This is a genomic window from Variovorax xiamenensis, from assembly GCF_050916385.1.
Lineage (GTDB): Bacteria > Pseudomonadota > Gammaproteobacteria > Burkholderiales > Burkholderiaceae_C > Variovorax.
This window is the reverse complement of record NZ_CP139038.1, coordinates 581,223-607,124: the sequence shown is the minus strand read 5'-3', so window position 1 is coordinate 607,124 and position 25,902 is coordinate 581,223. Positions and strand designations below refer to the sequence as shown.

19 protein-coding genes are annotated in these 25,902 nt (G+C 68.7%); 10 read left to right on the top strand and 9 right to left on the bottom strand.

Annotated features, from left to right (window positions below; translation table 11 throughout):
• Window positions 1-23: 23 nt before the first annotated feature.
• The gene (ssb, locus tag SFB74_RS02640; RefSeq protein ID WP_432729117.1) at window positions 24-566 is read right to left on the bottom strand and encodes a single-stranded DNA-binding protein; all 543 of its coding nucleotides are present in this window, start codon (window positions 564-566) and stop codon (window positions 24-26) included.
• 108 nt (window positions 567-674) lie between these two features.
• Between ssb and SFB74_RS02635 the strand changes: the two genes are divergently transcribed.
• The 3 genes from SFB74_RS02635 to SFB74_RS02625 are packed head-to-tail and all read left to right on the top strand — an operon-like array spanning window position 675 to window position 6,128.
• Window positions 675-2,066 carry a chloride channel protein gene (locus tag SFB74_RS02635; RefSeq protein ID WP_432729116.1) on the top strand — a complete coding sequence of 464 codons (1,392 nt, stop codon included), beginning with the start codon at window positions 675-677 and terminating at the stop codon, window positions 2,064-2,066.
• Window positions 2,067-2,084: 18 nt separating this feature from the next.
• Entirely contained in the window at window positions 2,085-5,195 is a 3,111-nt protein-coding gene (gene uvrA / locus SFB74_RS02630; RefSeq protein WP_432729115.1) for an excinuclease ABC subunit UvrA, read from the top strand.
• Window positions 5,196-5,240: 45 nt separating this feature from the next.
• The gene (locus tag SFB74_RS02625) at window positions 5,241-6,128 is read left to right on the top strand and encodes a DMT family transporter (RefSeq protein ID WP_432729114.1); all 888 of its coding nucleotides are present in this window, start codon (window positions 5,241-5,243) and stop codon (window positions 6,126-6,128) included.
• A gap of 9 nt (window positions 6,129-6,137) precedes the next feature.
• Here SFB74_RS02625 and SFB74_RS02620 read toward each other — a convergent pair whose 3' ends face one another.
• The 3 genes from SFB74_RS02620 to SFB74_RS02610 are packed head-to-tail and all read right to left on the bottom strand — an operon-like array spanning window position 6,138 to window position 10,143.
• Window positions 6,138-6,893: a GntR family transcriptional regulator gene (locus SFB74_RS02620; protein WP_432729113.1), complete on the bottom strand. Its 756-nt coding sequence runs from the start codon at window positions 6,891-6,893 to the stop codon at window positions 6,138-6,140.
• Window positions 6,890-8,659, bottom strand: a complete 1,770-nt coding sequence (locus SFB74_RS02615; protein ID WP_432729111.1) for a glycerol-3-phosphate dehydrogenase/oxidase — start codon at window positions 8,657-8,659, stop codon at window positions 6,890-6,892. The genes SFB74_RS02620 and SFB74_RS02615 overlap by 4 nt, the downstream gene beginning before the upstream one ends.
• On the bottom strand, window positions 8,656-10,143 hold the full coding sequence (locus SFB74_RS02610; RefSeq protein ID WP_432729110.1) for an FGGY family carbohydrate kinase: 1,488 nt from the start codon (window positions 10,141-10,143) through the stop codon (window positions 8,656-8,658). Before SFB74_RS02610 ends, SFB74_RS02615 begins: the two co-directional genes overlap by 4 nt.
• 180 nt (window positions 10,144-10,323) lie before the next feature.
• Between SFB74_RS02610 and SFB74_RS02605 the strand changes: the two genes are divergently transcribed.
• From SFB74_RS02605 to atpE, 7 genes are all read left to right on the top strand, one after another.
• Complete coding sequence (locus SFB74_RS02605; RefSeq protein ID WP_432729109.1) at window positions 10,324-11,370, top strand: substrate-binding domain-containing protein; 1,047 nt, start codon at window positions 10,324-10,326, stop codon at window positions 11,368-11,370.
• Window positions 11,367-12,890 carry a sugar ABC transporter ATP-binding protein gene (locus SFB74_RS02600; RefSeq protein ID WP_432729108.1) on the top strand — a complete coding sequence of 508 codons (1,524 nt, stop codon included), beginning with the start codon at window positions 11,367-11,369 and terminating at the stop codon, window positions 12,888-12,890. Before SFB74_RS02605 ends, SFB74_RS02600 begins: the two co-directional genes overlap by 4 nt.
• Entirely contained in the window at window positions 12,887-13,918 is a 1,032-nt protein-coding gene (locus SFB74_RS02595; protein ID WP_432729107.1) for an ABC transporter permease, read from the top strand. The genes SFB74_RS02600 and SFB74_RS02595 overlap by 4 nt, the downstream gene beginning before the upstream one ends.
• Before the next feature lie 23 nt (window positions 13,919-13,941).
• A complete protein-coding gene (locus SFB74_RS02590; protein WP_432731862.1) occupies window positions 13,942-14,922 on the top strand; it encodes an aldo/keto reductase in 981 nt (326 codons plus the stop codon).
• A gap of 48 nt (window positions 14,923-14,970) precedes the next feature.
• Window positions 14,971-15,822: a class I fructose-bisphosphate aldolase gene (locus SFB74_RS02585; RefSeq protein ID WP_432729106.1), complete on the top strand. Its 852-nt coding sequence runs from the start codon at window positions 14,971-14,973 to the stop codon at window positions 15,820-15,822.
• A gap of 233 nt (window positions 15,823-16,055) precedes the next feature.
• Entirely contained in the window at window positions 16,056-20,762 is a 4,707-nt protein-coding gene (locus SFB74_RS02580) for an RICIN domain-containing protein (RefSeq protein WP_432729105.1), read from the top strand.
• A 263-nt stretch (window positions 20,763-21,025) separates the two neighbouring features.
• Window positions 21,026-21,265, top strand: a complete 240-nt coding sequence (gene atpE, locus SFB74_RS02575) for a F0F1 ATP synthase subunit C (protein ID WP_012745530.1) — start codon at window positions 21,026-21,028, stop codon at window positions 21,263-21,265.
• 28 nt (window positions 21,266-21,293) lie between these two features.
• Here atpE and SFB74_RS02570 read toward each other — a convergent pair whose 3' ends face one another.
• The 5 genes from SFB74_RS02570 to SFB74_RS02550 form a co-directional block, all read right to left on the bottom strand.
• Window positions 21,294-21,911: a class I SAM-dependent DNA methyltransferase gene (locus tag SFB74_RS02570; RefSeq protein ID WP_432729104.1), complete on the bottom strand. Its 618-nt coding sequence runs from the start codon at window positions 21,909-21,911 to the stop codon at window positions 21,294-21,296.
• 7 nt (window positions 21,912-21,918) lie between these two features.
• Window positions 21,919-22,632: an SDR family oxidoreductase gene (locus SFB74_RS02565; RefSeq protein WP_432729103.1), complete on the bottom strand. Its 714-nt coding sequence runs from the start codon at window positions 22,630-22,632 to the stop codon at window positions 21,919-21,921.
• Window positions 22,633-22,794: 162 nt separating this feature from the next.
• On the bottom strand, window positions 22,795-23,403 hold the full coding sequence (locus SFB74_RS02560) for a glutathione S-transferase (RefSeq protein ID WP_093209103.1): 609 nt from the start codon (window positions 23,401-23,403) through the stop codon (window positions 22,795-22,797).
• Between the two features lie 25 nt (window positions 23,404-23,428).
• The gene (locus SFB74_RS02555; RefSeq protein ID WP_432729102.1) at window positions 23,429-25,147 is read right to left on the bottom strand and encodes an FAD-dependent oxidoreductase; all 1,719 of its coding nucleotides are present in this window, start codon (window positions 25,145-25,147) and stop codon (window positions 23,429-23,431) included.
• Window positions 25,147-25,890: an SDR family NAD(P)-dependent oxidoreductase gene (locus SFB74_RS02550; protein WP_432729101.1), complete on the bottom strand. Its 744-nt coding sequence runs from the start codon at window positions 25,888-25,890 to the stop codon at window positions 25,147-25,149. Before SFB74_RS02550 ends, SFB74_RS02555 begins: the two co-directional genes overlap by 1 nt.
• Window positions 25,891-25,902 lie beyond the last annotated feature (12 nt).

The window sequence follows — 25,902 nt, the reverse complement described above, 5'->3', positions numbered from 1 at the left end:
AATCACGAACCGAAAAGTCGGCTCTAGAACGGAATGTCGTCGTCCATGTCGTCGAAGCCCGACGACGACTTGGCCGGAGCCTGGCGCGGAGCCGGCGCCGGAGCGCGCGGTGCTGCGGCAGGCGCGCGCGGGGCGTAGCCGCCACCGCCACCGCCGCCGCCTTGCGAGTAGCCGCCGCCACCGCCATAGCCGCCGTCGTCATCGCTAGGACCCGACGGACCGCCCTGGCCCTGGCGGCTGCCCAGCATCTGCATCTGGTCGGCGCGGATTTCGGTGGTGTACTTTTCGATGCCGTCCTTGTCGGTCCACTTGCGCGTGCGCAGGCTTCCTTCGACATACACCTGCGAGCCCTTGCGCAGGTACTGGCCGGCGATTTCGGCCAGGCGGCCGTTGAAGACAATGCGGTGCCACTCGGTGGCTTCGCGCATTTCGCCGCTTTGCTTGTCCTTCCAGCGATCGGTGGTGGCCACTGTGACGTTCGCGACCTGGTCGCCGCTCGGGAATGTACGCATCTCGGGGTCGCGCCCCAGATTGCCGACGACGATGACTTTATTGACCGATGCCATATGCACTGCCCCTGATAAGTAGATGGAGGAGAAGGTTGAGAAGAACCCTCGATTGTGCCCCAAGGCGGCTGCCCGCACTCCCGCCGGATGCCAGAATGGGACTTTGCGATGAATCGGGAACCTGACTTTTTCGAGCATCTGCGCGCCGAGCTGTCGAGCGGGCGTGTCTGGCTCGACCGCGCGATCGTGCTGGGCTACGCCATCGCGGCGGGGCTCTTCGTGGTGGGCTTCACGCTCGCCAGCGACTGGGTCTTCGGCCAGTTCCACCGCTTCTACCGCGCCTGGCCTTGGGCCGTGCTGCTGACGACGCCGCTGCTCACGGCCGGCATCGTCTGGTTCACGCTGCGTTTCTTTCCCGGCGCGGGCGGCTCCGGCATTCCGCAGATCAAGGCCGCCCTGCATCCGGCCCTGCCCGGCGAACGGCGCTTCGTGTTCGCCTCGCTGCGGCTCACGGTCGCCAAGATCGGGCTGGGCGTGGCGGGCTTCGCGGCCGGCCTCTCGATAGGACGCGAAGGGCCTTCGGTGCAGGTGGCGGCCGGCGTGATGCAGCATGCGCGGCGCTGGCTGTCGCCCAACACGGCCATCGACGGGCGCGCGCTGCTGGTGGCAGGCGGCGCGGCCGGCATCGCGGCGGCCTTCAATGCGCCGCTGGCGGGCGTTGTGTTCGCCATCGAGGAGCTATCGGGCCGACTCGAGGCGCGCTCCAGCGGCCTGATCATCACGGCCATCGTGCTGGCGGGCCTGGTGGCTGTCTCGGCCTTCGGCAACATCAGCTATTTCGGCGTGATCCGCGTGCCGCGGCTGGGCTGGGACGTGTTCGGCCCCGGCCTGCTGGTCACGCTGCTGAGCGGCGCCGCGGGCGGGCTGTTCGCGCGGCTGCTGATCGCCTCGCTCACCGGCGCGCCCGGGCGCTTCAATCGCTGGCGGGCGCGCTTTCCGGTGCGCTTCGCGGCCGTGGGCGGGCTGGCGGTGGCCGTCATCGGGCTGGTCACGGGCGGCGTCACCTTCGGCGCGGGCTCGGAGGCGGTCAAGCAGATGCTGCAGGGCCACGACGAGCTCACGCCGCTTTACACCGTGCTCAAGTTCGTCGCCACCTGGCTCACGGCGTGGTGCGGCGTGCCGGGGGGCATCTTCGCGCCGTCGCTGTCCATCGGCGCGGGCATCGGCGACGCGGTGGCCCGGCTGGCCGGCAGCGAGCAGGGTCCGGCGCTCATCGCCATGGGCATGGCCGGGTTCCTCGCGGCGGTGACGCAGGCGCCGCTGACCGCCTTCATCATCGTGATGGAAATGGTCGACGGCCACTCGATGGTGCTGAGCCTGATGGCCGCCGCGATGCTGGCCAGCCTGATCTCCCGCATGATCAGCCGCCCGCTGTACGACACGCTGGCCGAGCACATGGTGGGCCGGGCGATCAACACCTCCGCCGGCACCGAAGCGGTGCACCCTCCGCCGGCAGAAACCCCGAAGTCCGAACCGCCGGTTCCCTCCCCCTCGCCATGAAATCGCGGGCGGTCTATCATGTCCGGTTGCCCTCGGACGATCGCCCCCTTGAATTCAAAAGCCACTGAATACGCCGACGCGGAAAGCGCTCGCGACGCGGAACTCGAACGCAATACCTACCTCGGCGCGGTGCTGGCGCAGCAGCGCATCAGCATCCGGGGTGCGCGCACCCACAACCTGAAGAACGTCGACCTCGACATCCCGCGCAACAAGCTGGTGGTCATCACCGGCCTGTCGGGCTCGGGCAAGTCGAGCCTGGCCTTCGACACGCTGTATGCCGAAGGACAGCGGCGCTACGTGGAGAGCCTGTCGGCCTACGCGCGGCAGTTCCTGCAGCTCATGGACAAGCCCGACGTCGACGTGATCGAGGGCCTCTCGCCCGCGATCAGCATCGAGCAGAAGGCCACCAGCCACAACCCGCGCTCCACCGTGGGCACGGTGACCGAGATCCACGACTACCTGCGCCTGCTGTACGCGCGCGCCGGCACGCCCTACTGCCCCGAGCACCACCTGCCGCTGCAGGCGCAGACGGTGTCGCAGATGGTCGATGCGGTGCTGGCCTTGCCCGACGAGCCGCGGCTGATGATCCTGGCGCCCGTGGCGCGCGAGAAGAAGGGCGAGTTCCTCGAGCTCTTCGCCGAGATGCAGGCCGCCGGCTACGTGCGCTTCCGCGTCGACGGGCAGACCTACGAATACAACGACCTGCCCAAGCTCAAGAAGACCGAGAAGCACGACATCGACGTCGTCATCGACCGCCTGCGCGCGCGCCCCGACATGCAGCAGCGCCTGGCCGAGAGCTTCGAGGCCGCGCTGCGGCTGGCCGAGAGCCGCGCCATCGCGCTGGAGCTCGGCGCGGAGGGCGCGCCCGACAAGGAGCACCTGTTCAACGCCAAGTTCGCCTGCCCCATCTGCCACTACTCGCTGTCGGAGCTGGAGCCGCGCCTCTTCTCGTTCAACTCGCCCGTGGGCGCCTGCCCGACCTGCGACGGCCTGGGCAACCGCGAGGTGTTCGACCCGGCGCGCGTGGTGGCCTTTCCCTCGCTGTCGATGGCCAGCGGCGCCGTCAAGGGCTGGGACCGCCGCAACGGCTACTACTTCAGCATGATCGAGAGCGTCGCGAAGCACTACAAGTTCGACGTCGACGCGCCCTTCGAATCGCTTCCCGCCTCGGTGCAGCACGTGCTGCTGCACGGCTCGGCCGCCGAGGAGATCAAGTTCAACTACACCATGGAGTCGGGCAACTTCGCGGGCAAGAAGCTCACGAAGAAGCATCCCTTCGAGGGGATCATCCCGAACATGACGCGGCGCTACCGCGAGACCGACTCGGTGATGGTGCGCGAAGACCTCGCGCGCTTTCGCAACCTGCAGCCCTGCCCCGACTGCGGCGGCTCGCGACTGCGGCCCGAGGCGCGCAACGTGTTCCTGGTCGACGAGAGCACCGCCGACAACGGCGCCGAGCGCCCGCGCATGGCGATCTTCGAGCTCAGCCGCCTCACGCTGCGCGATTCGCTCGACTGGTTCCAGAAGCTCAAGCTGCGCGGCGCCAAGGCCGACATCGCCGACAAGGTGGTGCGCGAGATCGGCCTGCGCCTGAAATTCCTGAACGACGTGGGCCTGAACTACCTGAGCCTGGACCGCAGCGCCGAGACGCTCTCGGGCGGCGAGGCGCAGCGCATCCGCCTCGCGTCGCAGATCGGCTCGGGCCTCACGGGCGTGATGTACGTGCTCGACGAGCCCAGCATCGGCCTGCACCAGCGCGACAACGACCGCCTCATCGGCACGCTGAAGCACCTGCGCGACATCGGCAACAGCGTGATCGTGGTCGAGCACGACGAGGACATGATCCACGCCGCCGACCATGTGATCGACATGGGCCCCGGCGCCGGCGTGCACGGCGGCCGCGTGATGGCGCAGGGCACCTACACCGAGGTTTCGTCCAACCCCGAATCGCTCACCGGCCAGTACCTCTCGGGCGTGCGCAAGATCGAAGTGCCGAAGCACCGCACCGCGTGGCTGCCGGCGGTGAAGCAGCCCGCTTTCCACGAAGGCAAGAAGCCCCCGCGCTTCCCGCCCAGCCCCGCCGCAGAGCGCCGTGCCGCGCGCGAGGCCGCGCACCTGGCGACGCAGACCGACCTGCAGGAAATCCGCGTGGTCGGCGCCACCGGCAACAACCTGAAGAACGTGAGCGTGGCCTTCCCCGTCGGCCTGCTGACCTGCGTGACGGGCGTGTCGGGCTCGGGCAAGTCAACGCTGGTGAACGACACGCTCTACACCGCGGTCGCGCGCACCATCTACCGCGCGCACGAGGAACCGGCCGCGCACGAGTCGGTGGAAGGCATCGAGTACTTCGACAAGGTCATCAACGTCGACCAGAGCCCCATCGGCCGCACGCCGCGAAGCAACCCGGCCACCTACACGGGCCTGTTCACGCCGATCCGCGAACTCATGGCCGAGACCAACACCGCGCGCGAGCGCGGCTACGGGCCGGGCCGCTTCAGCTTCAACGTGGCGGGCGGGCGCTGCGAGGCCTGCCAGGGCGACGGCGTGGTCAAGGTCGAGATGCACTTCCTGCCCGACGTGTACGTGCCCTGCGAGGTATGCCACGGCCAGCGCTACAACCGCGAGACGCTCGAGGTGCTCTACAAGGGCAAGAACATCGCGCAGATCCTGGAGATGACGGTCGAGGCCGCGCACGACTTCCTCAGGGCCGTGCCGACCATCGAGCGCAAGCTGCGCACGCTGCTCGACGTGGGCCTGAGCTACATCAAGCTGGGCCAGTCGGCGACCACGCTCTCGGGCGGCGAGGCGCAGCGCGTGAAGCTCGCGCTGGAGCTCAGCAAGCGCGACACCGGCCGCACGCTCTACATCCTCGACGAGCCGACCACCGGCCTGCACTTCGCCGACATCGAGCTGCTGCTGAAGGTGCTGCACCAGTTGCGCGACGCAGGCAACACCATCGTCGTGATCGAACACAACCTCGACGTCATCAAAACCGCCGACTGGCTCATCGACATGGGCCCCGAAGGCGGCGCCGGCGGCGGCACGGTGGTGGGCCAGGGCACGCCGGAGGACATCGCGGCGAACGAGGCGAGCCACACGGGACGGTACCTGAAGCGGCTGCTGAAGTAGCCGCGCCCCAGCAGGAATGCACGGGGCGCGCCACAATCGCGCCCCATGCCCTCTTTCACCCCGCGCCAGTTCGTCCTCCTCGTTCTCCTGACCCTCGCGTGGGGCTTCAACTGGCCGGTGATGAAGCTCGGCGTGGCCGACTATCCGCCGCTGGGCTTTCGCGCGACTTCAATCTGGCTGGGGCTGCCGGTGCTGGCACTCGCGCTGGTGTGGCTCAAGGTGCCGTTCCGCGTGCCGCGCAGCGCGTGGCCCGAGCTGGTGTGGCTGGGCGCCACCAATATGTTCGTCTGGCACGCCTGCATCATCCTCGCGGTGAAGGCGCTCTCGGGCGGGCGTGCGGCGATCCTGGGCTACACGATGCCGGTGTTCTCCGCCGTCATCGGCGCGCTGCTGTTCTCGGCCGTGCTCACGCGGCGAGCGTGGCTCGGCGTGGGTGCCTGCGCGGTCGGCGTGGGCCTGCTGCTGTGGCACGAGCTCACGAATCTCTCGGGCCGGCCCGGCTACGTGGCGCTGGCACTGGTGGCCGCGGCCACGTGGGCGCTGGGCACGCAGCTGCTGCGGCACACGCGCATCGGCCTGCCGACGCTAACGCTCTCGTTCTGGATGACGGCGATGACGGCCGTGGTGATGACGGTGCTCTCGCTGCTCTTCGAGCGCGACCAGCTCTACTGGCCGAACAGCGTGACATGGGCATCGATCGGCTACAACGCAGTGCTGATCTTCGGCTTCGCGCACGCCGCATGGTTCTACCTCGCGCGCGGCCTGCCGCCCATCGCCTCGACGCTGAGCGTGATGTTCATCCCGGTGCTCGGCGTGTTCAGCGGCGCGGTGTGGCTGGGCGAAGTCGTGCACTGGCAGGACTGGGTGGCGGTGGCGCTCATGATGGTGGCCATCGCCTCGGTGCTCTGGCCCTCGAAGGCGGCCAGGAGCTGAAGCGAAATCTCAGGTCGTCGTCTGCACGTGCAGGCGGCTGGTCTTGCAGCGGTGCAGTGCGCGGTAGTGCTCCAGCGGCCTGCCGTTGGCGCCGTAGGCGATCGACTCGATGCGCAGCAGCGGCTCGGGCTGCGGCAAATTGAGCAGCGCGCAGGTGTCGGCGTCGGGCAGCACGGCGTCGATCCAGCGCTCGGCGCGCACGAGACGCAGGCCGTACTGTCGGCGCAGCACGTCGTAGAGCGAGCGGTCGTCCAGGCGCGTGCGGTGCAGGCCCGGCGCGAGGTCGGCGGGCACCACGGTTTCCACCAGCAGGCGCAGCTCGCCGTCCACGCTGCGCAGGCGCTTGAGCGCCACCACCTGCGTGTCGTCGGTGAGGCCCAGCGAGGCCGCTTCCTGCTCGTTGGGCGCGCGCAGTTCCTGCGTGAGGATCTGCGTGCGCACCGAGCGGCCCTTGCGCTCCATCTCGTCGGAGAAGCCGAGCACGGTGGAGACGAAATCTTCGTCGCGCTCGCGCGCCGAAACGAAGGCGCCCCGGCCCTTGATCTTGTAGATGAGGTTGTTGCGCACCAGGTCGGCCAGCGCCTCGCGCACCACGATGCGCGAGATGCCGAACTGCTCGCCGAGCTCCGCTTCGGACGGCAGCTTGGCGCCGATGGGCAGCACGCCCTGCAGGATCTGCATGCGAAGCGCGTCGCGGAACTGGGCCCACAGGGGCGACTCGGAGTCGCGGTCGAGCACGGTCGAAATTTCGGTCGGAGAGTTCACGTCGAGGGTTGGCCCAGGGCCTGAGGAGTCGTCAATGATGCATCGAAAGATGCCGGCGCATCGGCTGCCACCGGCGAAAGCGGCACGCCGTGGCGCTCGCGCAGCGCGGTGGCGCAGGCCTTCAGCTCGGCGTGCTGCTGTGCCGCGTCCCAGCCCAGCGCCTCGGCGGCGATGCCCGCCATCTCGGCCAGCGCGGCGTCGGTGACGAGCCCGCGGATGGCCAGCAGCGTGCGGCGGATCACGAGGTCGTCGAGATGGACCACGCCGGTTTCGAGACAGAGGTACGACAGCTCGGCGACGGAGTAGCCGGGCGCGTGGCGCAGCGGCATGTCGCCCGAGGCCGCGAGGCGCTGCGCCAGCGGCAGCGCCTTGGAGCCGTAGCGCCGCAGCAGCACCTGGGCGCGCGTGCGGCTCATGCCCGAGGCTGCGACCAGGCGATCGAGAAAACGCTCGACCGCCTGCGCGTCGGCCGGCAGCTCGGCGCCGCCGCCGATCGGCAGCATGTCCGTCGACGCCGTGCGGGGGCGGCCCAGCTGCTTCAGCACTTCGTTGACCGCCTCTTCCGCGAGCGCCCGGAAGGTCGTCCACTTGCCGCCGACAAGGCCGATGACCGGAATGTCGCGCGTGGCGCTCGGCGGATCGAGCACCACCGAGTGGTCGCGCGAGATCTGCCCCGGCTTGTCGGCGTCGGAGCGCGCGAGAGGCCGCACGCCGACATACGTGTAGACGACATCGCCGCGGCCGAAGCGCAGGTTCGGGAACACCTCCGCCAGCACCTCGAGCAGGTAGTCGACCTCCTCCGGCTCGGTCACGATCTTGTCGGGGTCGTCCACCGGAATGTCGGTGGAGCCCACCAGCACGCGGTCGAGGAAGGGATAGACGATGCACACGCGCCCGTCCACCGCCTCGAAGTACGCCATGCGGCCTTCGAGCGCGTCGCGCAGCGCAGGATGGTCGAGCACCAGGTGCGAGCCCTTGGTGCCCATCACGCGCGGGCCGCCGCCGCCGAGCACCGCGGTGCTGCGGTCCAGCCAGGCGCCGCTGGCGTTCACCACGGTGTCGGCCGTCACGCGCACCAGCGCGCCGGTGATCTCGTCGCGCAGCGTGATGATGTTGCCCGCGCAGCCCATCACGCGGCAGTAGTTGGCCGCGGCCGAGCGCGGCTGGTCGCGGCAGGCGTCGCCGATCAGCTCGAGGATGAGCCACTCGGGGTGGCTGATCCACGCGTCGAAGAAGGTGGCCGTCCAGCGCACCGCCGCGCGGAACAGGCTGCGGTCGCCCGGCGGCACGCGGCTGATGCGGTGGTTGGGCATCACGCGCTGGCGGCGGCCCAGCAGGTCGTACAGGCGCAGGCCCGCGGCCACCGCCAGCAGGCCTCGCGTGCGCTGCGGCGGCTTGCGCCCGAAGAACTTGAGCGCGCTGCTCATCAGGCCGCCGAAGAAGCTCGACAGCGGCACCACCGTCTTCAGCGGCTGCACCAGGTGCGGCGCGTTGCGCAGCAGCAGGTTGCGCTCGCGCGTGGCCTCGGCCACCAGCGAGAAGCTGCCGTTCTCCAGGTAGCGCAGGCCGCCGTGGATCATGCGCGAGGGCGCGCTGCTGGCGCCCGCGCTGAAGTCGCCCTTGTCGACGATGAGGCAGTCCACGCGCTGCAGGCACAGGTCGCGGAACACGCCCACACCGTTGATGCCGGCGCCGATGATGACGGTGGAGAAATGACGGTCGGCCAGCGATGCGGGGCGCACGAAGGGCAGTTGCCACGCGCTCATCGGGCACCTCCCGCCAGATGGGAAAACACAGGAGACATGGTGTCGATCAGTTCGTTGAAGCCGGCATTGAAGTCGGCATGGGCGCGCGCCTGGGCGGCGTCGGGTTCGACGGTGTCGCAGGGTGCGAGCAGGGCGCTGCCCTGCTCCGCGCGGTCGATGCCCTGCGACATGGCGGCGTAGATGGCGGCGCCGCGCGCGCCGGTTTCGTCGTCGGCGCAGCGCTCCACCGGATGGCCGAGGAAGCCCGCCAGCAGGCGCACGAGGCGCGTGTCGCTCGCGCCGCCGCCGAGCACGGTGCATGCGGACACCGGCAGCCCGCAGGCCGCGAGCCGCGCGACGTGGCGCGCATGCAGCGCGGCCACCGCATCGACCACGGCACGCGCCATGTCGCCGCGCGTGTGATGACTCTTGAGGCCGACGAAGCCCGCAGTCACGCCACCGCCGCCGTTGACGAAAGGCAGGAAGCGCAGGCCGCCGGCACCCAGCGGCACCGACATCGCCAGGTCGACCACCGCGCGCGAATCGGGCAGCCCGAGCACACCGGCCAGCCAGGCGATGTTGGCCATCGACGAGGGGCTGTTCTCCATGTAGAGGCGCTTGTCCTCGCGGCCGAAGTTGACGACGGCGGCCACCGCGGGCTTGGGCTCGATCACCGGCCCGATGACGGCGTTCACGCACCAGGTGCCGAAGACCGACACCGCGCGCGAGCGCCCCTCGGCGCAGATCGCGGTCATCGAGGCGAGCAGGTCGATGGCGCCCATCGCCACGGGAACGCCGGCAGGCAGGCCGCACAGCGCGGCTTCCGAAGGCAGCAGCCTGCCGACGAGCCCGCCGCTGGGCACCAGCGGACCGAAGGCGCGCGGGCCGAGGTCGGCAATGCCCGAGGCGTCGAAGGCCGCCTGGGACCATGTGCCCGTCGCGATCGATACCAGCCCTGCGGTGCTCGCATCGCTCGCATCGGTCGCGATCTCTCCGGTCAGCAGGAAGCCGAGGTAGTCCTTCGCGAACATCAGCCGGCGCACCGCGCCGCGCTGCACGGCATCGGTGCCCAGCAGCTCGGCGGCGATCACCGTGGGCTGGCCGGGCCAGGGCTGGCAGCCCACGTCGGCGAAGAGCGCCGGGCCGTGGCCGAGCGCGAGGGAACGGGCACGCGCGTCGGCGCGCTGGTCGGTGGAGGCGACGGCGCGCCCGCCCACGAGTTCGTTGCGCGCGTCGAGCGCATAGAGCCCCGCGCCATGGCCGGTGCAGCCGATGGCGCGGACCTCCGCCACGCGGTCTCCGAGTTGATGGGCGACGTCGCGCAGCACGTGGGTCAGCGCCGCGCGGATGGCCGTGGCCCCCACTTCGCATCCCCCTCCGGGCAGCCGGTCGTGCGGCAATGGCATTCGTGACAGGGCGACGCTGCGGCCACTCCCGGCTTCCAGGGCCAGGGCTTTCAGGCTGCTCGACCCCATGTCGATGCCGATCAGTATGTTTGGCTTCATGTCATAACAGCTTCGGCTGAATAAAAGCGCGTTGCCAGTAGCGTTTCCCCTAGTTATCCCTGCAAACGGCCAGCGCGTACATTCTAGCCTGTCATAACAACTGATGTGACAAAGAGGTTCCAAGGGCTGCCCTGAAAAGCGGCAGCCACAAGCTGTGCCACCCAACGTGAGGAGACAAAAATGAGGCGTAATTTCCTGAAGTCCGCAGCCGCAGCCGGCATCGGCCTGGCCGGCGCAAGCGCGTTCGCGCAGCAGCAGGCGGCTGCCCCCGCCGCGGCAGGCGGCCTGCGCGGCAATTCGAGCGACGTCTACGTGATGAACGTGATGGTGTCGGGGGTCGAGTACTGGTTTCCGGTCTACGAAATGATGAAGCAGCTCGGCCGCACGCTGGGCGTTCGCACCCGCTACACCGGCACGCCGGAGTACGACGTGAACAAGCAGCTCGCGTCCTTCGAGCAGGAACTGGCGCGCAAGCCCGCGGGCATCCTGCTGCACCCGATGAACCCCGATCCGTTCATCGAGCCGATCAACCGCGCCGCGGCGATGGGCATCCCGGTCGTCACCTTCGCGGCCGACTCGCCGAACTCCAAGCGCACCTCCTTCGTCACCTCCGACAACGACCGCGAGGGCAACCAGGCGGCCGACGCCATCGCAGCCTCGCTGGGCGGCAAGGGCGAATACGCGGTGCTGGAGAACCCCGGCCAGGACAACCACGACCGCCGCATCACCGCATTCGTCAACCGCATGAAGGCCAAGCACCCCGGCATGAAGCTGGTCGGCCGCGCCGCCAGCAACCAGGACCCGAACAAGGCCTACCAGGCAGTGCTGAGCCTCGCGCAGGCCAACCCGAACCTGGGCGCCCTCTTCATGCCGGAAGCCAACTCGGCCCTCGGCGCGGCGCAGGCCAAGGTGGAGACCAAGAAGAACATCAAGGTGATGTGCTGCGACGTGAACGCCAAGATCCTCGACATGATCAAGTCGGGCGACGTGTTCGGCGCCATCAACCCCAACCAGGGCATGCAGGGCTACATGGGCATGATGATGCTGTTCCTGGCCAAGAACCCCGGCCTCATCGATCCGATGAACGACGCCAAGCGCAACGGCACCAACCCGATGGCCGTGCCCTTCCTGGACAACGGCCTGTCGGTGGTCAGCAAGGCCAACGCCGACGACTTCTACTGGGACAAGTACCTCGCCCGCCGCGGCACCAAGGGAATCGGCGAGTGAACGCAGTGAGCGCATTGCTCGAACTGCGCGGCATCAGCAAGCGCTTCGGCGCTTCGCGCGCGCTCACGGGCGTGGACTTCTCGCTGCGCAGCGGCGAGATCCACGCCCTTTGCGGCGAGAACGGCGCGGGCAAGTCCACGCTGATGAACATCATCGACGGCATCCACCAGCCGGACGAGGGCACCATCTCGCTCGACGGCCAGGCGGTGGTCATCGACGGCCCGGCGCACGCGATGCGCCTGGGCATCGGCCTGGTGCACCAGGAGATCGCCCTGTGCGGCGACGCCACGGTGGCCGAGAACATCTTCATGCCGGAGATCAACGCCGGCAAGAGCGCGTGGATGAACTACGCGAGCCTCAACGAACGCGCCGCCAAGGTGCTGCAGCGGCTGGGCCAGGACGTCGACCCCGCGGCGCTGGTGAAGGACCTGAGCATCTCCACGCAGCAGCTCATCGAAATCGCGAAGGCGCTCACGCTCGACTGCAAGGTGCTGATCCTCGACGAGCCCACCGCCGCGCTGACCGACAACGAGTCGGCCGCGCTCTTCAGGGTGCTGCACGACCTCAAGGCGCAGGGCATCGGCATCATCTACATCAGCCACCGCATGGCGGAGATCTTCGCGCACTGCGACAGTGTCACGGTGCTTCGCGACGGCCGCCACGTGCACAGCGGCCCGCTGGCCGAACTCGACGCCGACGGCCTGGTGCGCCGCATGGTGGGGCGCGACCTGGGCAACTACTACCCACCGAAGCAGGAAGAGCCCGCATCGGGCGAGCACGTGCTCGAGGTGACGGACATCGCCGACGGCGAGCGCGTGCACGGCGTGTCGTTCAGATTGAAGCGCGGAGAGATCCTCGGCATCGCGGGCCTCATGGGCGCCGGCCGCAGCGAGCTCGCCGAGACCATCTGCGGCCTGCGTACGGCGCGCGGCGGCAGCGTGCGCCTGCGCGGCAGGCCGCTCACCATCCGCAAATACAGCGACGCGCTGCGCGAAGGCATCGCCTACCTCAGCGAAGACCGCAAGGCGGCGGGCGTGTATCTCGACCTGCCGATCGCGCAGAACATCGCATCGATGGCGCTCGCGCGCGTCAGCTCGCGCTTCGGCCTGCTGCAGCGCGCGGCCGAGCACAAGCTGGCCGTGAGCCTCGGCGCGCGGCTCAAGCTCAAGTCGGACGGCGTGGACATCGACGTGGCGAGCCTGTCGGGCGGCAACCAGCAGAAGGTGGCCATCGCCAAGCTGCTGGCCACCAACCCGTCGGTGCTGCTGATGGACGAGCCCACGCGCGGCGTGGACGTGGGCGCCAAGTCGGAGATCCACCACATCCTGCGCGACCTGGCCAGCCAGGGCGTGGGCGTGATCGTGATCTCCTCGGAGCTGCCCGAGATCATCGGGCTGTGCGACCGCGCGCTGGTGATACGCGACGGCCGGCTCGCCGGCGAGGTGCAAGACAAGGACATGACGGAAGAGGCGCTGCTGCGGCTGGCCTCCGGACTTTGCGAAGAGGAAGCGACAGCATGAATTACCCAGCACAACTCGATGCGGGGACCGCCCCCGGTCTCCAGCCACGCCAGTCGGGAGGAGGAGGCCCCGTGAAACCCGCCAGCAGACTTGCCAGCATGCGCGAGCTGGGCCTGTTGCTCATCATCGCCGCGCTGTGCGTGGGCATGAGCTTCGCCTCGCCCTACTTCCTCACCTGGGACAACGTGCGCGCGATGCTGCTGTCGTTCTCCATCGAGGGCATCGTGGTGGTGGGCATGACCATCCTGCTGATCGTCGGCGGCATCGACCTGTCGGTGGGCTCGGTGGTGTGCTTCGCGATGGTGGTCACGGGCAAGCTCTTCCTCATGGGGTTCGATCCGTGGACGGCGGGGCTCATCGCCATTGCAGCCAGCGCCATGATCGGCGCGATGATCGGCGGCTGCGTCACGCGCATCGGGCTGAACCACTTCATCGCCTCGCTGGCCTTCATGGTGATCGTGCGCGGCCTGTGCCTGGCGCTCACGCAGGGCACGCCCCAGTCGCTGTTCTCGCTGCCGGCCGAGTTCAAGTTCATCGGCCAGGGCACGCTCTTCGGCGTTCCGGCGGTGATCCTGATCTTCCTGGCCATCGTGGTGGTGAGCGACTTCGTGCTGCGCCGCTCCTCGCTGCTGCGCCGCGTGTTCTACACCGGCAGCAACGAGAAGGCGGCGCTCTACTCGGGCATCCGCGTGGGCCACGTCAAGTTCTGGGTCACGGTGCTGTGCGCCGCCTCGGCCGGCCTCGCGGGCGTGATCTACACCGCGCGCTTCGGCGCCGCCACGCCCACCTTCGGCGTGGGCATGGAACTCAATGTAATCGCCGCCGCGGTGATCGGCGGCGCCAGCCTCAAGGGCGGCTCGGGCACGGTGCTCGGCGCAGTGCTGGGCCTGGCGCTGCTGTCGGTGGTGACCAGCTCGCTGATCCTGCTCGACGTGTCGCCCTACTGGCAGGACGTGATCAAGGGCGTGATCCTGCTCGCGGCCGTGACCATCGACCACCTCATGAACACGAGAAAGACCAAGCGATGAGCAACAGCAGCAACGCATCGAACATGAAGAAGACCACCCTCGGCCCCTCGGGCATCGAGTGCTCCGCCATCGGCCTGGGCACCTGGGCCATGGGCGGCTGGATGTGGGGCGGCGGCGACAACGCGGCCGCCGTGCTCGCCATCCAGGCCTCGCTGGACGCGGGCGTGAATCTGATCGACACCGCGCCGGCCTACGGCCTCGGGCGCTCAGAGAGCATCGTCGGCACCGCGCTGAAGGGCCGGCGCCACGAGGCCGTGATCGCCACCAAGTGCGGCCTGGTCTGGCACACCCAACAGGGAACGCACTTCTTCGAAGAGGACGGCCATCCGGTGTACCGCTACCTCGGGCGCGAGTCGATCTTCCATGAATGCGAAGAGAGCCTGAAGCGCCTGCAGACCGACTACATCGACCTCTACATCACCCACTGGCAGGACGCCACCACGCCCGTGGCCGAGACCATGGACGCGCTGCTCGAACTCAAGAAGCAGGGAAAGATCCGCGCCATCGGCGTGAGCAACGTGAGCCCCGAGACGCTGGCCGAGTACCTGCGCTACGGCCCCGTCGACGCCGCGCAGGAGCGCTACAGCCTGATCGACCGCGAGATCGAGCAGACGCTCGTGCCGCTTTGCACCGAGCACAACGTGGCGGTGCTGGGCTATTCATCGCTGGCTCTCGGCCTGCTCGCCGGCCCCATCGACCCCCAGCGCAAGTTCACCGGCGACGACCAGCGCGCCACCAACCCGCGATTCAGCGCGCAGAACCGCGCGAAGCTCAAGGCCTTCTTCGAGGAGCTGGAGCCGCTGCGCAAGCAGCTCGAATGCTCCTTCGGCCAACTCATGATCGCCTGGACGCTGGCGCGCGGAAGCATCTCCGTGGCGCTGTGCGGCGCGCGCGTGAGCAAGCAGGCCATCGAGAACGCGGGCGCCGGCTCGGTGCGCCTGCACGACGCCGCGCTGGAGCTGATCGACGCGGCAGCCGGCAGGCACCTGGGCTCGCTGGCCTGAGCGGCCTTCTTTTTTCTGTCACACCAACACACAAGGACTTCTTTCCGTATGTCGAAGGACAAGACCGCACGCCTGAACAGGCTGCTCAACAACGGGCGCTGCCTGGACATCGCGCTCGACCACGGCGTGTGCAACGAGCCCAGCTTCCTCGACGGCCTCGAGGACATGCCCTCGGTAATGGAGCGCCTCGTGGCCGCCCGCCCCGACGCGATCCAGCTCAACTACGGCCAGTCCGACCTGCTGCAGGACCGCCCGGGCCGCGACAAGCCGGCCCTCGTGATGCGCATCGACATGGGCAACCCCTACAACGCCACGCGCCACCGCGTGATGTGGGCCGTGCTGCAGAACGAGCACGACCCGGTGCTGCCCGCGGTTCAGCAGGACGCCGCCTGCGTGGTGGTCAACCTCTTCATGCTGCCCGACGAGCCCGACCTGTTCCGCCAGTGCGTGCAGAACATCGCGCGCGTGCGCGCCGACTGCGACCGCTACGGCATGCCGCTGATGATCGAGCCGCTGGTGATGCAGGCGCCCTCGGCCGGCAGCCGCTACTCGGTGGACGGCGACGCCGAGAAGATCGTCACGCTGGTGCGCCTGGCGCGCGACATGGGTGCCGACATCATCAAGGCCGACCCCACCACCAATCCCGCGGACTTCCACCGCGTGGTGCAGGCCGCACGCTGCCCCGTGCTCGTGCGCGGCGGCGGCCGCGAGGACCTGCAGCAAGTGTTCGCGCGCTCGCGCGTGCTGATGGACGAAGGCGCCGTCGGCATGGTGTACGGGCGCAACGTCTACCAGCACGGCAATCCGTCGGCGGTGGTGGACGCGCTGATGGCCATGATCCACCGCGGCGCCAGCGCCAAGGAGGCATGGGACATCTACGAATCGGGTGGCGCGAAATGACATGACGAAGACGCGCCCTCTTTAGGAGGAAGAAAGAAGGAAGAGAGCTCACGGCGGGCGACGGATGCGTCGCCCGCCGGGGTGCGTCCTGCGCGCGCGTTTTTCTGCCACGCGCGCAGGCGGGCAAGAGGAAGAGACGAGAGAGACGACGAGACAAGACAAGACAAACACGGAGTTAGTTGGCCAAGAAGAAAACGGTTCCCCTGCGGACTTCAAACAACCTGGAGGCGACGATGAAAATCCGGTATTACTTGATGGCGTTCCTGCTGCCGTTCGTCACGCTGCTGACGCACGCGGCAATCACGGGGGTCAGTCCGATGACGACCCTGAACAACATGGCGACGGCGATGGCCGAAGCCGTGGCCGATCCTCTCCCCCTGCAGGGACCGGGCCTCGGCAATCTCACCTACACCTCGGCCGAGCTGTTCAAGCCGGTCTCGATGATCACCAGCGCGGCACACCCGCTCGACCCGGCGCACAGCAGTGCCTACGAGTCGCGCGAGGTGCCCGCCACCTACCCCGGCCGCAAGGACTACGGCATGAACGCCGGCATCATGGTCAACGGCTACTTCCTGACCTCCTTCGCGCCGGACAGCGGCCTCGGCCCGGGCGGCTTCCTGCTGTACGACATCTCGAACCCGCGCCAGATCAAGCTCGTGAAGAAGATCTACGAGCCCGAGGGCCGCACGCAGGAGTTCCGCGAGACGCACTCCTTCGGCACCGCGAAGATCGGCGGCAAGACGTACGTGGTGCTGCCCAGCATCAACGGCGTCGAGTTCTGGGACTTCACCGACGTCAACGACATCAAGCAGGTGAAGAAGCTCGCGCTGCCCGGCGTCAACGGCGGCGACTACGAGAACGTGGCCTGGCAGCTCTGGTGGCAGGCGCCCTACCTGTACGTGGCGTCGGCGGGCCGCGGCATCTTCATCGTCGATGCCACCGACCCCGCCAACGCCGTGGTGGCGAACCGCGGCACCGGCAAGCCCAACCCGGTGCCCACCGGCGAGCTCGGCGGCTTCCGCATCGGCCCGATCTTCACCATGGGCAACCACATGGTGCTGACCTCGATGGACAACACCGCGGGCTTCTCCAGCCTCGACATCTCCGATCCGCTCAACCCCAAGGTGCTGGACACCGTGGGCTCCAACCCCAACTACTACGCGACCTGCTTCGACGGCAAGACGCTGCACGCCTCGGCGCGCGGCGGCGGCGCGAAGATGTACAGCTACGACCTGAGCGACCGCGCCCACTTCCTGGCCGAGGACAACCGCCTCGTCATCGACGAGCAGCTCTACTGCGCCACGCAGGACAACTACGTCATCCAGGGCGCGCAGACCTACATCCACAAGGTCGACGTGAGCAATCCGCTGAACCACGTCGAGGTGGGCCGCGGCAGCATCCTGCGCGAGGACGATCCGAACTTCTCGCACTCCGACAACGGCCAGGTCGCCGCCTTCGGCAACCTGATCTTCGTGGGCAACGACCACGGCTCGGGCAGCGGCTTCGTCGTGCATCAGGTCGACCCCGACACCACCAAGCCGGAAGTGAGGCAGGTCTCGCCCGCCAACAACGCGAAGCAGCAGGCGCTGACCTCGCGCATCGGCCTGGGCATGAGCGACAGCATCCGGCCCGAGAGCGTGAACTCCAACACCTTCATCGTGCGCCCGGTGGGCGGCAACACGCTGGCGGGCACCTACAGCGTGCAGCTGGGCATCATCAACTTCCACCCCGCGCAGCCGCTGCAGCCCGGCACCAGCTATGAAGTGTTCCTGCCGGCCAACGGCGTGAAGGACTATGCGGGCAACGCCATCGGCGCGGACTACAAGTCGGTGTTCCACACCGGCAACGCCGCCGAGATCGGCCTGATGCACTACTGGACGCTGGCGGGCAACCTCTCCGACCAGATCGGCGCCAACAACGGCACGCCCGCCACCGGCGACGCCTTCGAGAGCATCGGCCTGAACTTCGCGAACCGCACGGCCGGCGTGCCGCTGAAGAGCGACACCGTGGCCACCGTGCTGGGCGGCAGCGCCTCGCTGAGCTTCTACATGAAGACCACGCAGGCCGGCGGCCCGAACTCGTGGACCGCGCCCGGCATCTTCGGGCGCGACCAGTCCGGCGGCGCCGACGACGTGTTCTGGGGCTGGCTCGACAACAGCGGGCGCATCAAGCTCTCGGTGGGCAACGACGGCGGCACCACCTCCACCGCGGCGGTGAACGACGGCACCTGGCACCACGTCGTGATGACGCGCGACGCCGCCTCCGGCGCGCAGGCCGTGTACGTCGACGGCACGAAGACCACCTCCACCGGCCCCACCGGCAACAAGGGCCTGCCGAACAAGTTCGCAGTGCTCGGCCAGATCCAGGGCAACGCGGCGCTCTTCAAGGGCACGCTGGCGGAAGTGCGCGTCTACGGCCGCGTGCTGAGCGACACCGACGTGAACACGCTGCGCGGCCAGGCCATCATCGGCGACCCGGGCATCGGCGGCGGCCCCAAGCTGGTCAACGGCCAGCTGGTGTTCAACCCGGCCACGCTGGGCAGCAGCGGCGCGCAGTACCGCTGGAACTTCGGCGACGGCACGCAGACGGCCTACTCGAACCAGGCGAACTACAGCTACACCTACACGCGCCCCGGCCACTTCACGGTGACGCTGACGGTGAAGGACGCCAGCGGCCGCGAGACCTTCTACGCCTACAACCTCACGGTGATCATGCCGGTGACGGCGAAGGCGCCCACGCACACCACCAACATCGCGGGCGACGCGAACTCGGTGTACTCGGTCAACCCCGACAGCGGCACGGTCGCCGCCATCGACTCACAGAGCCTCGTCAAGCGCTGGGAAGTGCGCGTGGGCGACGAGCCGAAGACGCTGGCCGTCGGTCCCGACGGACGCATCTGGGTCACGGTGCAGGGCGAGGACAAGCTGGTGGTGCTCAATGCCGCCGACGGCAGCCTCTCGGCCACCGTGCCGCTGGCCTACGGCAGCGGCCCCTACGGCGTGGCCTTCACGCCCGACGGCACCAAGGGTCTGCTGACGATGGAAAGCAAGTCGGTGCTGATGAGCTTCAACCCGAGCAACGGCACCACCACCGGCGCGGTCGCGCTCGAGGGCGCGCTGCGCGGCATCGCGGTCGAGTCGGGCTCGCAGGTGGCCTACGTCACGCGCTTCAAGTCGAAGATGACTGGCGGCCAGCTGCACAAGGTGAACCTGCAGAGCATGAGCGCCATCAGCACCGTCGCGCTGCCGGTGGACACCACCACGGTGGACACCGAGAGCCGCGCGCGCGGCGTGGCCAACTACCTGAGCCAGGTGGTGATCTCGCCCGACGGCGCGCGCGCCGTGCTGCCCTCGAAGAAGGACAACATCGTGCGCGGCAAGTACCGGGACGGCAACAACCTGGTGCACGACCAGACGGTGCGCTCCATCCTGTCGCAGGTCAACCTGCAGACGGCGGCGGAAGAGTTCGGCGAGCAGATCGACTTCGACGACCGGGCACCGGCACGCGCGGCGCTCTTCTCCCCCTCGGGCGACTACCTGTTCGTCGCGCAGATGGAAGGCAACCGCGTCGCCATCGTCGATCCGTACAGCCGCGCGGTGCGCGGCGAGATCAACGCCAGCAGCGCGCCGCACGGCCTGTACCTCGACGCGACGCGCAAGCGGCTGTTCGTCAACAACTTCCTGGCGCGCTCGGTGACGGTGCACGACGTGGCGACGGTGCTGTCGTCGGAGACCAATGTGCCGACCTTCCTGCAGACCGTGTCGACGGTGGCTGCGGAGCCCATGTCGCCGGCGGCGCTGCGCGGCAAGCAGGTGTTCTACAACGCGTCGGATCGCCGCATGAGCAAGGACAACTACATCTCCTGCGCGAGCTGCCATGCGGACGGCGGCGACGACGGCATGGTGTGGGACTTCACCCAGCGCGGCGAAGGCCTGCGCCGCACCATCAGCCTGCAGGGCCGGCGCGGCCTGGGCCACGGCAAGCTGCACTGGACGGCCAACTTCGACGAGGTGCAGGACTTCGAGAACGACATCCGCAACGAGTTCGGCGGCACCGGCTTCCTGACGAACGCGGACTTCGCGGCCACCTCCGACCCGCTGGGCGCGCCCAAGGCCGGCAAGAGCGCGCAGCTCGACGACCTCGCGGCCTACCTGACCTCGCTGACCAAGTACATGCGCAGCCCCGCGCGTGCGGCGGACGGCAGCCTCAGCGTGGACGCGGCGCGCGGCCAGACCGTGTTCAACACGGCCCAGTGCGCGACCTGCCACACCGGCGCCACCTTCCGCGACGGCGTGCGGCATGACGTGGGCACGATCCAGGCATCCTCCGGCAAGGGCATGAACCAGCCGCTGGCTGGCGTGGGCTTCGACACGCCGACGCTGCTGGGCACGTGGAACACCACCGCGTTCTTCCACAACGGCCAGGCGGCCACGCTGCAGGACGTTCTCACGAGCGGCCACGGCAACGCCTCCAGCCTGCCGTCCAACGACGTGGTGGCGCTGCGCGAATACGTGCGCTCGCTGGACAACGACCCGACGCCGGTGGTCACGCGCATCCGCTCGAACCACAGCAACCTGTGCGTGAACGTCAAGGGCGCGGCGACCACGAGCGGCACGACGGTGGTGCAGTGGCCGTGCGGCAACGCCGGCAACGAGCGCTTCACCGTGACGCAGACCAACGACGGCTTCGTGCAGTTCAAGGCCGAGCACAGCGGCCTGTGCCTGGCGCAAAGCGGCACCGCGACCACCAACGCGGCCGTGGTGCAGGTGGCCTGCTCGTCCGGTAACACGGCGCAGTGGAGCGTGGTCGGCGCGACCCTGCGCAACCGGGCCTCGGGCTCGTGCCTGGACGTGCCGAACAGCTCGACCACACAGGACACGGCGCTGATCACCTGGACCTGCAACGGCGGCAACAACCAGAACTGGACGCAGCTTCCGTAAACCCCCAGGCTTCGCGACACTTCGTGTCGCTGCGCCAACCCCCTTGCAGGGGGCAACACCTGCGGCCCGGCGAAGCCGGTTCCGCGGTATTCCGCGAAGGAGCCGCCCGTTTCACGGGCGGCTTTTTTCTTTGTCGCGCCGCATCGGCTGCGCGCCGGCCATGACCTCACACGTCATGGACCGTGCGCAGCCGCTCTGGGAAAGTACGTCCATCGAGGAAGCAATCAGTGCCTCGATTCACCAACCAACCAGGAGAAAACACCATGACCGGCTTCAACATCCTTCCCCTCGCAGTGGCCCTGCTGATCGGCGTCGCCGCCCTCGGCTCATGCCTCGGCATCGGACTGGTCGGCCAGAAGTTCCTGGAGAGCACCGCACGCCAGCCCGAGCTGGTCGACACGCTGCAGACCAAGTTCTTCCTGGTGGCGGGCGTGACCGACGGGGCGTTCATCATCGCGACCGGCATCGGCCTGTGGTTCGCGACGGCCAACCCCTTCGGCTGAGCAGGAACGAGACGATGCGCTTGCCGGCTCAGGGCTGCTGCGGGCGACGTGCGAGGAAGTAGACCCACGCCTCGTCGTTGCGGCCGATGCGCTCCATCTCCCAGCAGGGGTGCAGGCCGGCCGCCACGAGCTCTGCGGCGAACCGGTCCTTATCCCAGCACACCGTGTGGTACTCGCCGGTCTTCTCGCCTTCACCGACGCGCATGGACACCAGGAAGACGCCGCCAGGCCTGAGCGCATCGAAGACCTTGCGCAGCACCCCGGGGACCTGCGCGCGATCGACATGGATCAGCACGCACATCGCGAGGACGGCGTCGTACGGCCCGCCCAGCGCATCGGTCACGACGTCGAGCAGATCGCCCTTCTTGCCCCGCTGCGCCTGCAGATCGAGAAATGCCTGCGCCGCGTCGGTGCGCCGGACCACGCCGCCCAGGGACTCGACGAAGTCGGCGTCGCGCCCCGGACCGGAGCCGATCTCGAGCACGCTGCCGTCGGCGGGCACGAACTCCATCATCCGCCGCATCGAATCCGCGATTTCGGGTTGCAGCGGATGTTCAGCCACGATCGCGTTGTACTCGCGGGCATGCGCGTCGTACGACTGGACGGTGCGGTGCGCATTCTCCAGCGCCTGTGCGGGGGTCTTCATGGAAGCCTCACACCGATCGCGTGATGCCGCCGTCCACGCGCAGGTTCTGCCCGGTGATGTAGCCCGCGCCTTCGGACGCGAGGAAGCCGATGACGGCTGCAATCTCGCTGCTCTTGCCGTAGCGGCCCATCGGAATGCGCGAGCGGAACTCGGCCTTCTCTGGCAGGCTGTCGATGAAGCCCGGCAGCACGTTGTTCATGCGCACGTTCTTCGCTGCATAGGTGTCTGCGAAGAGTTTGGTGAAGGCCGCGAGGCCGGCGCGGAACACGCCCGATGTGGGGAACACCGGATCGGGCTCGAAGGCCGCGAAGGTGGAGATGTTGATGATGGCGCCGCCGCCCTGCTGCACCATCAGCGGCGCGACCAGCCGCGCGGGGCGCACCGCGCTCAGCAGGTACACGTCCATGCCGCGGTGCCAGTCTTCGTCGGTGATGTCGAGGATGGGCGCGCGCGGGCCATGGCCGGCGCTGTTGACCAGCACGTCGACTCGGCCCCACTCGGCCACCACCTTGTCGACGAGGCGTTTCAGGTCGTCGTTCGACTGGTTCGAGCCCGTCACGCCGATGCCGTCGAGCTCGGCGGCCAGCGCCTCGCCCTTGCCCGACGACGACAGGATGGCCACGCGAAAGCCGTCGTCGGCGAGCTTGCGTGCCGCGGCGGCGCCCATGCCGCTGCCGCCTGCCGTGACGATGGCTACTTTTTTCTGGTCTTCAGAAGACATTCGGGATTCCTTGGTTCATGCGAGAGCTCGCATTTAGCCAAGGATTCGGATCTCCTGCCAAGTGGAGACTTTCGGCTGTGTCCGGGGTGCGTGCACAGGCCGCCGGGTACTCCCCTCCGCGAATGTCCCCCGTCGGCGTGATCGCACCCCGAACAAAAAAACTCAGGCAGTGGGCAACGTCGCCTGCATCGAAGCCCGCTGGTTGAACGCCTTGAACCACTTCGCACTGTTCGGCGCCTCGGCGCGCCAGTCCACCGAGGGAAAGCGGAAGTCCATGTAGCCCAGCGCGCAGCCGAAGGCGATGGTGCCGATGTCGACGCGGTCGCCGAATGAAGGCGCGGCGGTTTCCAGCCATTCGAGGCCCGTGCGCACCTTGGCGAGCTGGCCGTCGGTCCAGTCGGCCCAGCGCAGCTCCTCGGGGCGCAGCACGTTCTCGTAGCGCGCGAGCAATGCGGCGCCGGTCATGCCGTCGGCGAGCGCGAGTTCGGTGAGGCGAGCCCAGCGTTCCTTGCCGTCGGACGGGAACAGCTTGCCCGATTGCGTGGCGTTGAGGTACTCGCAGATCACGCGGCTGTCGAACAGCACCTGGCCGTCGTCGGTGATGAAGGTGGGCACCTGGCCGAGCGGGTTCTTCGGAATGATGGTGGCGTCGCGCTTCACCGGGCCGGCCGCGCTCGGCAGCTTCTCGATGCGGTCGGCAATGCCGAGCTCGTGGGCCACGACCATGCACTTGCGCACGAAGGGGGAAGCAGGAGAGAAGAAGATTTTCATGATGATGATGCGGGGAGCTTGTGTTTCAGAGCTGAGCCTCGGAGCCGTGCGCCAGATGCATGCCGGCCACCCAGCCGAAGGTTAGCGCGGGGCCGAGCGTGATGCCAGGCGCGGGGTACTCGCCGCCCATCACCGAATGCATGTCGTTGCCGGCCACGTAGAGGCCCGCGATGGGAGCGCCCTGCGTATCGAGCACCCGGGCGTTGCCGTCGGCGCGGATGCCGAGCGCGGTGCCGATGTCGCCCGGGTACACCTTCACCGCGTAGAACGGCGCCTTCTGCAGCGGGGCGAGGCAGGCGTTGGGCTGGTGCTCGGGGTCGCCGAGGTAGCGGTTGTAGGCGTCGCCGCCCTTGCCGAAGGCCGGGTCCTGCCCCTGCGCGGCGGGCGGGTTGTATGCGGCGACGGTGCGTGCAAGCCCGGCCGGGTCCACGCCCGCCTGCTTCGCCAGGTCCTGCAGGGTGTCGGCGCGGAAGAGATATCCCGCGCGCACCAGATGCTCGCGCGGCCGGCCGCCGGGCAGTGCGAGTCCCAGGCCCCATTTCTCGACGAAGTCGCTGTCGCACACCAGCAGCGCCGGAATGCTCGTGGCCTTGTCGTTCGCGCGGTACATGCCGCGCACGAACTCGTGGTACGAGGTCGACTCGTTGACGAAGCGCTCGCCGCGCGCATCGACCGCGATGAGCCCGGGCTTCGCGCGGTCCCACACCAGGTGCGGATAGCGCAGCACGCTGCCATCGGGCCGTGTGAGCAGCGAGACTGGCGCCCACAGCGCCGGCCCCGCGTGCCCGGTGCCGAGCGTGCCGCCGGCCTGCCGTGCCATGGCGATGCCCTCGCCCGCGTTGTCCTGCGGCGACATCGAATACGGCCCGGTGGGCGCCGGATAGTGCTGGCCGCGCATCGCCGCATTCCACGGAAATCCACCGGTGGCGATGACCACGCCGCGACGCGCATGCACGGTGATTTCCTTGCCATCGCGGCGCAGCTTCACGCCGGTGACCTTGCCGCCCGCGTCCTGCTCGAGCCCCAATGCCGGCGTGTCGAGCCAGAACGGAATGCCCTGCTTCAGCACGCCGTGGAAGAGCCGCGCCGCCAGCGCATTGCCCAGCAGCACGCGAGTGCCGCGGTGATGGCCGCTCAGCCTGTCGCCGAAGTAGCGCAGCACCAGCTTCACGCCGTGCTTCCACGAAGCGAACGAACGCCAGACGCCGAGCAGGTGCTTCACGTCGGTCATGTTGACCATCATCCCGCCGAGCACGCAGAACTCGGGCAGCGGATCGCGCAGGGTCTTGAAGTGCGCGCCGAGCAGGCGGCCGTCGAACTCGATGGGGTCGAGCGAACGCCCGCCCATGGCGGCGCCTTCGCGGTCGGGGTAGTAGTCGGGCGAGTAGGTGCGCGCCGCGAGCTTCACGTCGGTGCGCTCGCGCAGGTAGCGCAGCGCGCGCGGGCCGGCGTCGAGGAAAGCGTGGCGCAGCGCCTCGTCGCCGGCGGCACCCACGGTGTTCTGCAGATAGGTCAGCGCCTTCTCGCGCGTGTCGGGATGGCCGGCTGCTTCCGCCTGATCGTTGAGCGGCACCCATACGGCACCGCCGGAGATCGCGGTGGAACCGCCGATGCGGTCGGTCTTCTCGACCACCAGCACGTCGAGCCCTTCCAGCTTCGCAGTGAGCGCGGCCGAGAGCCCGCCCGCGCCGCTGCCGATCACCACGACGTCGTACGTGGTCTTCTCGTCTTGCTGCTGCGCCATCAGGCCCCCGATCCGCCGAGCGACTTGCCGCCGTCGACGAAAAGCACCTGCCCGGTCACGAAGCAGGTCGAGGGCGATGCGAAGAAGGCCACGGCGTTGGCGATGTCCTCGGGCCGGCCGGCCGCGCCCGTGGGTTGCAGCGCGAGCTGCGCGGCCAGCCGCTCGGGCGAGAGCGCGCGCAGCAGCGGCGTGTCGACTAGCCCCGGCGCAATGGCGTTGACCATGATGCCGCGCGGCGCCAGCTCCATCGCGCTGGCGCGCGTGTAGCCCACCAGCGCGGCCTTCGAGGCCACGTAGTGCGGGTGGTTCTTCGCGCCCAGGTAGGCGCGCGAGGCGATGTTGACGATGCGCGCGCCGTCGGCCATCTTGCGCGCGGCCTCCTGCGTGAGCGTGGCCACTGCAAGCAGGTTGACTTCGTACATGCGGCGGAAGTCGGCGGAGCTCACGTCCATGAACTTGCGCTCGTCGAAGATGCCCGCGTTGTTGACCAGCGCGGTGAGCGGCGGCAGCGCCTGCACCATCGCGCGAACCGCCGGCTCGTCGGTCAGGTCGATGGCGCGGCATTCCACGTCGAGGCCTTCGGCGCGCAGCGCATCGGTCTCGCGCTGCGCGAGCTCGCCGTTGTAGTCGGCCATCACCACGCGCCAGCCGTCGCGCGCCATGCGCTCGACGATGGCGCGACCCATGCCGCTGGCGCCGCCGGTCACGAGGACGAGCGGCTTTTCTTCACTGCTGTTGTTCATGTTTGTTCCGTT